This window comes from Saccharothrix sp. NRRL B-16348, from assembly GCF_001280085.1.
Classification (GTDB): Bacteria; Actinomycetota; Actinomycetes; order Mycobacteriales; family Pseudonocardiaceae; genus Actinosynnema.
Genome location: NZ_LGED01000258.1, coordinates 64,295 through 76,028 on the forward strand (window position 1 = coordinate 64,295; position 11,734 = coordinate 76,028).

General features: G+C 70.3%; 12 protein-coding genes. 4 read left to right on the forward strand and 8 right to left on the reverse strand.

What is annotated here, in order from left to right:
- Positions 1-16: 16 nt before the first annotated feature.
- Complete coding sequence (locus ADK67_RS42985) at positions 17-868, forward strand: alpha/beta fold hydrolase (RefSeq protein WP_231648648.1); 852 nt, start codon at positions 17-19, stop codon at positions 866-868.
- Positions 869-892: 24 nt separating this feature from the next.
- Here ADK67_RS42985 and ADK67_RS42990 read toward each other — a convergent pair whose 3' ends face one another.
- From ADK67_RS42990 to ADK67_RS43015, 6 genes are all read right to left on the reverse strand, one after another.
- On the reverse strand, positions 893-1,441 hold the full coding sequence (locus tag ADK67_RS42990) for a GrpB family protein (RefSeq protein ID WP_231648649.1): 549 nt from the start codon (positions 1,439-1,441) through the stop codon (positions 893-895).
- A gap of 41 nt (positions 1,442-1,482) precedes the next feature.
- Positions 1,483-2,385, reverse strand: a complete 903-nt coding sequence (gene ligD / locus ADK67_RS42995; RefSeq protein WP_053722383.1) for a non-homologous end-joining DNA ligase — start codon at positions 2,383-2,385, stop codon at positions 1,483-1,485.
- The gene (gene ligD, locus ADK67_RS43000) at positions 2,378-3,841 is read right to left on the reverse strand and encodes a non-homologous end-joining DNA ligase (RefSeq protein ID WP_053722366.1); all 1,464 of its coding nucleotides are present in this window, start codon (positions 3,839-3,841) and stop codon (positions 2,378-2,380) included. The genes ligD (ADK67_RS42995) and ligD (ADK67_RS43000) overlap by 8 nt, the downstream gene beginning before the upstream one ends.
- A gap of 16 nt (positions 3,842-3,857) precedes the next feature.
- Positions 3,858-4,751 carry a non-homologous end joining protein Ku gene (gene ku / locus ADK67_RS43005; protein WP_053722367.1) on the reverse strand — a complete coding sequence of 298 codons (894 nt, stop codon included), beginning with the start codon at positions 4,749-4,751 and terminating at the stop codon, positions 3,858-3,860.
- A 94-nt stretch (positions 4,752-4,845) separates the two neighbouring features.
- On the reverse strand, positions 4,846-5,637 hold the full coding sequence (gene ku, locus ADK67_RS43010; protein ID WP_053722384.1) for a non-homologous end joining protein Ku: 792 nt from the start codon (positions 5,635-5,637) through the stop codon (positions 4,846-4,848).
- Positions 5,638-5,709: 72 nt separating this feature from the next.
- Entirely contained in the window at positions 5,710-6,681 is a 972-nt protein-coding gene (locus ADK67_RS43015) for a tyrosine-type recombinase/integrase (protein ID WP_053722368.1), read from the reverse strand.
- 92 nt (positions 6,682-6,773) lie between these two features.
- Between ADK67_RS43015 and ADK67_RS43020 the strand changes: the two genes are divergently transcribed.
- A complete protein-coding gene (locus ADK67_RS43020; protein WP_053722369.1) occupies positions 6,774-7,379 on the forward strand; it encodes a TetR/AcrR family transcriptional regulator in 606 nt (201 codons plus the stop codon).
- Positions 7,379-8,083: a YqeB family protein gene (locus ADK67_RS43025; RefSeq protein WP_197289897.1), complete on the forward strand. Its 705-nt coding sequence runs from the start codon at positions 7,379-7,381 to the stop codon at positions 8,081-8,083. Before ADK67_RS43020 ends, ADK67_RS43025 begins: the two co-directional genes overlap by 1 nt.
- Positions 8,084-8,816: 733 nt before the next feature.
- Here ADK67_RS43025 and ADK67_RS43030 read toward each other — a convergent pair.
- Both ADK67_RS43030 and ADK67_RS43035 read right to left on the reverse strand, forming a co-directional pair.
- A complete protein-coding gene (locus ADK67_RS43030) occupies positions 8,817-10,028 on the reverse strand; it encodes a glycosyltransferase (protein ID WP_053722370.1) in 1,212 nt (403 codons plus the stop codon).
- Between the two features lie 116 nt (positions 10,029-10,144).
- Entirely contained in the window at positions 10,145-10,558 is a 414-nt protein-coding gene (locus tag ADK67_RS43035) for a VOC family protein (protein WP_053722371.1), read from the reverse strand.
- 95 nt (positions 10,559-10,653) lie between these two features.
- Between ADK67_RS43035 and ADK67_RS43040 the strand changes: the two genes are divergently transcribed.
- The gene (locus ADK67_RS43040; protein WP_053722372.1) at positions 10,654-11,598 is read left to right on the forward strand and encodes a helix-turn-helix transcriptional regulator; all 945 of its coding nucleotides are present in this window, start codon (positions 10,654-10,656) and stop codon (positions 11,596-11,598) included.
- Positions 11,599-11,734: the final 136 nt, after the last annotated feature.

Genomic DNA, 11,734 nt, shown 5'->3' on the forward strand with positions numbered 1-11,734 from the left:
ACCAGCCTAGGAGAAGATGACCCCCATGCCCCGCTTCACCGCCCACGACGGCACCACCCTCGCCTACCACGTCACCGGCGACGGCCCGCCGCTGCTGTGCGTGCCCGGAGGCGCCGGCCGCGCCTCCTCCTACCTCGGCGACCTCGGCGGCCTGCACCGCCACCGCACCCTGCTGCTGCTCGACAACCGCGGCACCGGCGACTCCGACACCCCCGCCGACCCGGCCACCTACCGGCGCGACCGGCTCGCCGCCGACGTCGACGCCCTGCGCGCCCACCTCGGCGTGGACCGCGTCGACCTGCTCGGCCACTCCGCCGGCGCCGGCATCGCCATGGCCTACGCCGAACAACACCCCGACCGGCTCGCCTCCCTGATCCTGCTCACCCCCTCGCTGCGCGCCATCGGCGCCACCCCCACCGACACCGACTGGGCCGACCACCTGCGCGCCCACGCCCACCAACCCTGGTTCGCCGACGCCGCCGCCGCGCTCAAGGCGTGGAGCGACGGCGACGACACCACCGCCAACCGGCTCGCCGCCGCACCCCTGTTCTACGGCCGCTGGGACGAGCGGGCCCGCGCCCACGCCGCCGCCGAAACCACCGAAGCCTCACGCGCCGCCCAGGCCGGGTACGCCGCCGACGGCGCGTTCAGCCCCGGCCACACCCGCCGCGCCCTCGCCGACCTCGACCTGCCCGTCCTGGTCTACGCCGGGGGAGCGGACCCCGTCTCCCCACCGCACCTGGTGCGCCAACTCGTCGAGCTCATCCCGGACGCCGCCTATGTCGAACAACCCGGCGCCGGGCACTTCCCGTGGCTCGACGACCCCGCGTTCCTCGTCGAGCACCTGCGCGACTTCCCGACCCGCTGACGTCACCCCGCCGGGGAGAGGACGTCAGGCCCGACCCAGGATGTCGGCCACCACCCCCGCCTTCTCCTCCGCGTACTGCTGCACGTACGCCCAGTCCCGCCCCGCCAACTCCCGCTTCGTCCGCTCGTACAACACCCGGTCCGCCTCCGAGGCCCGCAACCGGTCCCGGAACGCCACCATCCGCGCCACCTCCGGCTCACCCGCCGTGAACACGTGCAGGTTCACGTCCGTGTCCGGGCCCTTGAACATCCGGTGCTCCAACCACCCCGGCTCCCGGATCCGCAGCACGTACCCCGCCGCCTCCAACGCCGGCACGTAAGACGCCTCATCGGCCGAATCCGCCACCGTCAACACCACGTCCACGATCGGCTTCGCCGCCAACCCCGGCACCGACGTCGACCCCACGTGCGCCAACCCCGCCACCGCGGCACCCAACGCGCCCCGGATCCGCGCCGCCTCACGCTCGTACAACCCCGGCCACGCCGGGTCGTACTCCACCAACACCACCCGACCCGACAACCGCGGCGGCGCACCCACGTACACCGCCCGGATCTCCTCCTCCGACAACCCCACGACAACCCCCTCCACCCGCCGAGCAGACCAGGATAAGACGCTCAGCGGGGCAGCGGCGCCGCCTTTCCCACCGCGAACAGGTCACCGTCCGCACCCACCCGCTCCCGCACCTCGTCCGCCAGGAACACCAGGTCCTCCACCACCCGGCACGCCTCCACCTCGTCCCACGACACCGGCGTCGACACCGACGGCCGCGCACGCGCCCGCAACGAATACGGCGCCACCGTCGTCTTCGCCGGGTTGTTCTGCGACCAGTCGATCAACACCTTCCCCGTCCGCTGCGCCTTCGCCATCCGCCACACCACCTCCTCCGGCCACTCGGCCGCCAACCGCTGCGCCACACCCTTCGCGTACTCCGACGTCCGCTCCGCCGACGACACCGACACCGCCGCGTACACCTGCAACCCCTTCGACCCCGACGTCTTCACCACCGGCGCCAACCCGTCCGCCACCAGCACGTCCCGCACCCGGCACGCCACCCGGCAGCACTCCACCACCGTCGCCGGCTCACCCGGGTCCAGGTCGAACACCAGCAGGTCGGGGGAGTGCCGCCCACCCCGCCCACCCACCGTCCACTGCGGCACGTGCAACTCCAACGCCGCCAGGTTCGCCAACCACACCAACGTCGCCAACTCCTCCACCACCACGAAGTCCGCGTACTCCGCGCCCCGCGACGACCCCGGCGTCTCCACCCGCACCGTCCGCACCCACTCCGGCGCGTGCGACGGCGCGTTCTTCTCGAAGAACGACTTCCCGTCCACCCCGTTCGGATACCGCCGCAACGTCATCGGCCGCCCCACCACGTGCGGCAACAACACCGGCGCGATCCGCGTGTAGTAGTCGATCACCTCCGCCTTGGTGAACCCCACCTCCGGGTACAGCACCTTGTCCAGGTTCGTCAGCTTCAACCGACGACCCTCCACCTTCACCAGCGCGTCAGCCACCACGCCGCACCTCCCCGGGCGCCCGATCCGGCCGCAACCCCCGCCACGTCGGGAACCGCAACCGACCATCCGCCGTCCACTGCCGGTACGCCACCTCACCCACCAGCTCCGGACGCACCCACCGCGCACCCCGGGCCCGCTCCCGCGGCACCTCCGACCCGAACGGCGACCCCTTCACCCCCAACTCCGTCAACCGCGCCGTCAACCGCTCCAACTCCGCCTGGTCGAACCCCGTCCCCACCGACCCCGCGAACACCAACCCGCCCTCGCCGTCGGGGATGCCGAGCAACAACGCGCCCACCACACCCTTGCGCTTGCCCTCACCCGGCCGCCACCCCCCGATCACCACCTCCTGCGTCGCCACCGCCGTCACCTTCACCCAGTGCGGCGACCGCAGCCCCGGCACGTACCGCGAATCCAGCCGCTTCGCCACCACCCCCTCCAACCCCTGCTCCCGACTCGCCGCCAACACCGCCGCCCCCTGACCCGGGAACGCCCTCGGCGTCAACCAATGCGCACCCTTGAGCCCCAACCCCTCCAACAACTCACGACGCCGCTCGTACGGCAGGTCCAGCGTGGGGGAGCCGTCCAGGTGCAACACGTCGAACACCAGGAACGTCACCGGCGTCCCCGCCACCAACCGCCGCGCCTGCGCCGCCGACGCGTGCATCCGCCGCTGCAACGCCCCGAAACTCGGCCGCCCACCCTCCAACGCCACGATCTCGCCGTCCAACAACACCTGCGTGGCGCCCAACTGCGCACCCAACCCCTGCAACTCCGGATACGTCCCCGTCACGTCGTTGCCCAACCGGCTCGTCAACCGCACCCGGCCACCCTCGACCCGCGCGATCGCCCGCACCCCGTCCCACTTGAACTCGAACGCCCACTTCGCCACCGCCGCCGGCAGCTCCGCCGCGGGCGTCGCCAACATGGGCGACAACGACTCCGGCAACGGCACCCAGTCCGGACGCGCCGCCCCGTGCCGCCGCCGCACCATCCAGTCCTTGCCCGCCCCGTCCCGCCCACCAGCCGACCCACGGCGGAAGAACACGAACTCGCCCTCCACCCGCGACCCGTGCAACACCACGTCCACCTCGCGGTCGGACCACTTCACCGTCTCGTACCGACCCCGATCCCAGATCACCATCTCACCCGCGCCGTACTCGCCCTTCGGAATCACCCCCGAGAACGTCGCGTACTCCAACGGGTGATCCTCGGTCCGCACCGCCAACCGGATCGTCCCCGGCTCCGGCGGCAACCCCTTCGGCACCGCCCACGACACCAACACCCCACCCCGCTCCAACCGCACATCCCAGTGCAGCCGCGACGCGTGGTGCTCCTGGATCACGAACGTGTCATCACCACCACGAGGCAACACCGCCTCGTCCTCAGGCACCGGCTCCGGCGTCCGCCCCGGATCCCGCTTCCGCCGGTACTCCGAAAGATCCCCACCCATCCCCGCCGCCACGCCCTCAGGCGGGCTTCGCCTTCTTCTTCGCCGGAGCCTTCCTCGACGACGACCCCGACGACCCCGAAGACCCGGACGAAGCGGCCTTCTTCGCCGCCGGCTTCCGCGCCGCCGACCGCCCACCCCGCGCCGTCTTCGCCTGCTCCACACTCCGCTCCAACGCCGTCATCAGGTCGATCACCTCACCGGCCTCCTCCACCTCCGGCCGCTCCGGCAACTCCGCACCCTCCGCCTTCGCCTCGATCACCTTCTGCATCGCCACCGTGTAGTCATCCGAGAAATCACCCGGATCGAACGACCCCGCCATGCTCTCCACCAACGACGACGCCATCTTCAACTCCTGCGGCCGAACCTCCACATCGGTGTCCAGGAACTCGAAATCCGGCTTCCGCACCTCATCCGGCCACAACATCGTGTGCATCACCAACAAGTCGTCACGCGCACGCAACAACGCCAACGTCTCCCGCTGACGAATCGTGATCTTCACCACCGCGAGCTGCCCACTGCGCTCCAAAGCGGTCCGAAGCAACACGTACGGACGCGTCGCCGCCTTGTCCGGCTCCAGGTAATACGACTTCTGGAAATAGATCGGATCGACTTCCTCCACCGGCACGAACTCCAACACGTCGATCGCGTGATCGGTGTTCACCGGCAACTTGTCGAAGTCCTCGGCATCCATCACCACGACCCGACCGTCGTCCAGCTCGTACCCCTTCGCGATGTCGGCGTAAGCGACCTCCTCGCCGCACACCTGGCACACCCGCTTGTACCGGATGCGCCCACCGTCCTCCCGGTGCACCTGATGGAACCGGAAGTCGTGCTCCTCCGTCGCCGTGTACAACCGGACACCGATCGTCACCAACCCGAAGGAGATCGCCCCACGCCACACGGACCTCATGCCACGTGACTACCCGCGAACAGCACGATCCGCACCAGGGCGTCACTCGAACGGGCTAGTAAAAACGCGACGCCACGACCAAACACCGCAACCCTCAACCACCCTCCCGCCGCAACCGCCCCGACCGCACCCGCTCCACGCTCCGCCGCAACGCACCCAACAAATCCACCCCACCACCCGTCTCCTCCGGCGCCCGCGCCACCGGCACCTCCGCCGCACCCGCCGCCTTCGCCTCGATCAACCCCGCCAACCGCTCCCCGTACCCGTCCGAGAACACCGACCCGTCGAACGGCGCCGTCATCGACTCCACCAACGACTCCGCCACCGCCAATTCCGCACCACCCGACACCACACCCGAAAAATCGAAACCCGGCTCCACCACCCGCTCCGGCCACACCAACGTCTGCAACACCAACACCCCACCCCGAGGCCGCAACACACCCAACACCTCACGACCCCGCAAACCCGCCCTCACCACCGCCACCCGCGACAACCTCACCAACACATCCCGCAACACCACATACGACCCCACCGCCACCCGCTCCGGCTCCACGAAATACGACCGACCCCACAACACCGGATCCACCTCGTCCACACCCGCGAACTGCACCACCTCGATCGTCGGCTCCACCCCGGCCGACAACCCCGCCACATCCTCCGCCTCCACCATCACCAACCGGCCATCCGGCAACACGTACCCCTTCGCCACCTCCGACGACTCCACCCCCGCCCCGCACACCGAACACACCCGCCGATGCCGCACCCGCCCACCATCCACCCGATGCACCTCGTGGAACCGCACACCCCGATCCCGCGTGGCCCCGAACAACCGCACCGGGAACACCACCAACCCGAACGACACCGAACCACGCCACACAGCCCTCATAACACCTGCGTACACCTGTGCGAACATCGACTCACCCAAGTCACCCGAACGCACCAACCACCCACACCGCCGCTACTCCCGATGCGGCAACCGCGCCAACGACACATACGTCCGATTACCCGCCACCGCCGCCCGCCGCTCCCGCGCCGTCGCCTCGATGTAGTTCTGCGACGTCGCCAACGACGCATGCCCCAACAACGCCATGATCTCCGACGCCGACGCACCGTCCTCCGCCAACCGCGTCGCGAACGTGTGCCGCAACGCGTGCAGGTTCGCACCCGACGGCACCCGATCGTGCAACCCCGCCCACCGGAAGCACGACCGCACCAAGTACTCCAAGCCACCCCGCCCGATCGGCTCACCATGCCGATCACGCAACAACGCCGAACCCCGATCGAACCGCCCCTGCGGAAAACGCCGCCGACACGACGCCAAGTACTGCTCGACGATCCGATCCATCGCCGGCTCGATCGGCACCGACCGATCCCGATTCCCCTTCCCCGCCACGTGCAACCGCCGCTCACCCGGCCGACCCACCACCGACGCCAACGTCAACGTCCGCATCTCCGCCGACCGCAACCCCGCCACCAGACCCAACGCCAACACCAGCACATCCCGCTCCGGCCACGGATCACGACCCCGCCGCGCACCCTCCGCCGCCGCCGCCAACAACCGCTCCGGCGTGTCCTCACCCCGCAACGGCTTCGGCACCAACGGGGGAGTCTTCGGCCGCGCCACCGCACCCATCGGGTTCCCCGCCACCAACTCCTCCGCCACGCAGAACGTCAGGAACTGGTTCCACGTCGACCACGCCCGCAACACCGACGACTTCGCGTGCGAATCCGCGAACACCCCGAACGCCTCACGCAGGTTCCGCGTCGTCAACTCCGACATCTCCAACGACTCCGGGGGAGTGCCCGTCACCTCCGCCAACAACGCCGTGACACCCGCCAGGTCACGCCGGTACGCCGCCGTCGTGTGCGGCGAATCCTTCCGCGGCCGACGAGCGAGGAAGAACGATTCCTGAGCGGCAAGCACCAGCATGTCGATCTTCCTACCGCACACCACCGACAAAACCCGACGACCGCCCCCCGCGGTATAGTTCGATTGATCGATCAGTCAATGAAAGGCCCGCCGTGGCACGCACCGTCGACACCCACCAGGTGGCACAACGCCGACAGGCCATCACCCACGCCGCCACCCACCTCTTCGCCACCCAAGGCTTCGACCACACCACCGTCGCCCAGATCGCCCGCGCCGCCGGACTCAGCGCCGCCAGCGTCTTCTACTACTTCCCCGACAAACAAGCAGTCTTCCGCTCGATCTTCGAAGGCGACCTGCCCCGATCCCAAGACCTCATCGCCCGCCACGCCGACACCCCACACCCCCTCACCGCCATCACCGACCTCGTCACCGAACTCGCCGCCGACGCCCAGGACCCCGACGCCATCGGCCTGCTCGTCGAACTGCTCCGCCAGACAGGCCGCGACCCCGAACTCGTCGACGTCGTCACCCGCACCACCCGCATCCAGCACCAAGGACTCGCACGACTCGTCACCCGCGGCATCGACGACGGAACCGTCGACCCCGCACTTGACCCCGACGACACCGCCCGCTGGCTCCTCGCGATCGTCGACGCCGTGTACCTCAACGCCCACCCCGCACACGACCCACGACCCGCACTCCGACGCACCGTCACCCGCTACCTCACACCACCACCGCACGAACCGAAGGACACCTGATGGGCACAACCACCGACCACGACGCCGTCACCGTCAGGATGCCCACCACCTGGCTCTGGCTCCTCCGACTCGGCGGCGCCGCACTCGGCTGCGGAGCCGCCTTCGGCACCGCACCACTCGCAAACTGGCTGCTGGACCTCACCGGCTCGGCCCCCGCACCACTCCGGCTCGCCGCACAACTGCCCACCAGCTGGGCACTGCCCGTGCTCACCCTCCTCGGCGCCGCCGCCGGGACCTGGCTCGCCGCGAGCGCCCGGAAGGAAAGCCCGGTGGTGACCGTGCACCGCGACCACCTCGCCGTGCACGAGAACGGCACCGCGCTGCACCTGCGCCACGACCAGACGGCCGCCGTGTTCACCGACGGTCGAGACCTCGTCGTCCTGGACCACGACACGCGTGAGCTCGCCCGCGTCCGCGCGACCGACCTGCCGACCAGGGGACTGCGCGAGGCGTTCGAGCGGTTCGGCTACCCGTGGCGCGGGACGACCGACCCGCACGAAACCGAGTTCACCCCCTGGGTCGACGGCACACCCGACCTCGACGCCGCCGCGCACACCCTGCTCCGGACCCGCCACCGCGCCCTCGCCGACAAGAAGGCCGGAGCGGCGGCGGACGCACTGGACCAGCTCCGGGCGAAGGGGATCGCCGTCCGGGACCGGAACGGCGCGCAACAGTACCGCCGGCGCGCACGAGAGGCGTCGTGACAGGGGAGGGGCCACGCCGTCCTCCCGGGGAAGCGGGTCGCCTGCGCGAGGGCGTCACGACAGCCGAAGCCACCGACACGCAGTGGCCAACAGCCCGTTTCGCGGGGGAGCCCGCGATCTCGGCCCTGTGTCCCCGGCACTTCGTCGACATCGACGTGCCGGTCTCCCGCAACCAAGATCAACTGATGGATAATGGCAATTATCCATCAAAAGCGGGTCCGGAAGGGGTTCGGGCTCCGACCGGGGGATGCCCCTCTCGAAACGCTCCGGCGACGGCCGATCCGACCCCTGGAACGCACATTCGCGCGCGACACGCGCCGACGTGACACGTGCCCGGGCGTCCGGTGGACTGCCGGTGGTTTCCCGCCGAAGGTCCGGAGGCTCGGCCCTCGATGATCAACTGCGGGGTCTGGAACCGACCTGTGCGTCGGCACCGCATCCGCTGACACCAACGACGATCCGTCACTGTGACGTTTCTACGGCGGGGTGTCAGAACGCGGCGACTCGGTTCTGCCTCGGGTCTTCCGGTCCGGGGGCTCGCCGGGCATCCGTGGTGTGCCCGGTCGCCTCGTCCGCGTGAACGGCACGGGCAGCTGCGTGCGTGCCCCGAGGCGACCGGCCCGGCGAACGTCGCGGCGTGAACGTGTCGTGCCGGTGTTGCCGGCCTGCGCCTCGGGTTGCCTCGTGACCCCTGCCGACCGGCCTGCCCGTAACGCCGATAATCTACATTATGTTAAGTATAACGTTGCGGGACCGTCCGGGGCACTTCCCTGCCGATCCGGGTCGCCTCCGCGGTGATGACGTCGCCCCACATGCGCCACATGCCGTCGAGCCGTGACGTGACGACGACGCGTTCGACCGCGTTGTCCGGCAGCGGGATCTGCAGGCCGATCGCGTGGTGGCGTGCGTGTGCGCCGTCGGCCTTCGCCAGGAGTTCCGCGTCGAAGTCGATCAGGACGCTGCCGTCGGGCAGGGTGTCCGGGATGTCGGCGCCGCAGCCGATGACGCACACCGGTCCCCCGGCGTCGGCGGTGTGCCGGTCGATCTCGGCTCGGACGTCGAGGTCGCGGGCCTGTTCGGTCCACGTGGTGAGGGTGCGGTGTTCGGCTTCGGCGATGAGCGGGTCGTCGCGTTCCAGGGAGGCCCAGACGAGTTCGACGCCGGGTTCGTGGGTCTTGTCGAGGAACTGGCGCATGGTGCGTTTCGCGCTGGCGAGCATCTCCCCCGTGTCTCGGTCGTGCGGTGGTTCGACGGCCCAGGCGGTGAGGTCGAAGTGGGTGGCGAGGCCGTGCCGGTGGAGGCGGTAGCCGAGTTCGATGTCCTCGGTGCCCCAGGTGACGAAGCGTTCGTCGAAGCCGCCGACGGCGTGGAGGTCGGTGGCGCGCAGGGAGAGGTTCATGCCCCAGGCGAAGAGCCACGGGAAGGCGAGGCGGTCGGGGTGGAAGTCGACGGCGGCGAGGGGTTCGTGGCGGATGTCGCGGAAGCCGGGGTGGTCCTGGAAGTCCTGGTGGACTTGCTTCGGGGTTCGGGTGGTGATGGCTTCGGCGAGGCCGGGTGTGGGGTCCCAGGGTCGGTAGCCGTGGACGTAGCCGAGGTTGAGGGTGGGGTGTCCGGTGTGGGCGTCGGCGTGGGCGCGGGTGAAGTCGGGTCCGGCGAGGGTGCCGCAGTCGAGGAAGGCGAGGACGGGTGCGGTGGCGAGGCGGGCGCCGGCGTTGCGGGCGTGGGCGACGCGGCGGCCGAGGTCGGGTTGGTGGTGGTAGTGCAGGCGGAGGCGGTCCTGGTAGGTGGTGACGATGTCGGCGGTGTGGTCGTCGGAGCCGTCGTCGGAGACGATGACCTCGTAGTGGTCGGGTGGGAGGGTTTGGTCGGTGAGGCTGTCGAGGGTGCGGCGGAGGAGTTCGGCGCGGTTGTAGGTGGGGATCACGACGGAGATCCGCGGCGTCATCCGGGCTCCTTGGGGCGCTGGTGGTGCGGGCGCTGGGAAGGAGCGGACTGTATCGGGGTGGGCGGAACCGATACAGCCCCCGCACTTCGGTGTCGGTCGGGTGGGTTCGGGGTGGGTCAGGTGGTCGCGGTGGTGGTCATGCGGGCGAGGGTGGCGTGGTAGTGGGCGTTGGCCATGATGCCGAGGACGTTGCCGAAGGGGTCGACGACGCTGGCGGTGACGTAGCCCTCGCCGCGGACGGTGGGTGCGTCGTGGGGTGTGGCGCCGAGTTCGGTGAGGCGGTCGAGGGTGGCCTGGAGGTCGTCGACGGCCCAGTAGGTGATGGCGCCGGCGGGGCCGGTGTGGGTGTCGTGGGGTGCGTAGTCGCTCTTGACGATGCCGAATTCGTGTTCGTAGTCGCCGATGCGGTATTCGACGTAGCCGCCGGGGACGGTGAAGTAGGGCTCGATGCCGAAGAGTTCGGTGTACCAGGTGGCGGCGGCGTCGAGGTCGTCGGCGAAGAAGCTGGTGGTGGTGAGTCCGCGGAGCACGGTGGTTCCTCTTTCGGTGGGTGGTGGTCGCTTGTCCCCTACTTTGGCGGTCAAAGTGCTCACGGAGTGAGCACTTTTGGGGCGAGACTGGGTGCATGCGTGCGGACCGGTTGGTGGCTGTCCTGTTGTTGATGCAGGCGCGGGGGCAGGTGACGGCGGCTGAGTTGGCGGGTGAGTTGGAGGTGTCGGTGGCGACGGCGCGTCGGGATCTGGAGGCGTTGTCGTCGGCGGGTGTGCCGGTGTATCCGCAGCCGGGGCGTGGTGGTGGTTGGCGGTTGGTGGGGCGTGCGCGGACGGATTTGAGTGGGTTGACGTCGGCGGAGGCGCGGGCGTTGTTCTTGTTGGTGGGTCCGGCGGCGGCGGGGTCGCCGGAGGTGCGGGCGGCGTTGCGGAAGTTGGTGCGGGCGTTGCCGGAGACGTTCCGGGAGGGTGCTCAGGCGGCGGCGGACGCGGTGGTGGTGGATGTGGCGGGGTGGGGTGGTGTCGGTCGGGAGCGGCCGGCGTTGGTGGGTGTGTTGCAGGAGGCGGTGGTGGGGCGTCGGCGGGTGGTGTTGGTGTACGAGGGGCGTGGGCGGGTGCGGTCGGAGCGGGTGGTGGAGCCGTGGGGGTTGGTGGACAAGGACGAGGTTTGGTACTTGGTGGCGGGTACGGGGGCGGGTGAGCGGACGTTCCGGGTGGATCGGGTGGTGTCGGCCCGGGTGACGGAGGAGGTGTTCGAGCGGCCGGAGGGGTTCGAGTTGTCGGTGGCGTGGGAGCGGGTGGTGTCGGAGGTGGAGCGGCGGCGGTCGTCGGTGTCGGCGGTGGTGTCGGTGGAGTCGCGGTTCGCGCACGTGTTGGGTGATCAGTTCGGGCGGCATTGCGAGGTGGTGGAGGAGGTGGGTGGTCGGACGCGGGTGCGGTTGTCGGCGGCCACTCCCCTGATGATCGCGCAGGTGTTGGCGGGGTGGGGTGCGTTGGTGGAGGTGGTGGAGTCGGGGGCGGTGCGGGCGGAGTTGGCGCGGTTGGGTGCGGAGTTGGTGGCGGGCAACGCGGTGCGGTGACGTCGGTGCCGCTCCCCCGGGTGGTCAGGCTTCGAGGACGAGGCGGGTTTCGGGGGTGCGGGGGCCGGCGGGGTCGAAGGGGGGGGCCATGGGGGGGGTGGCGGGGGGGGGGGGGGGGGGGGCGCGGGGGGGGCCG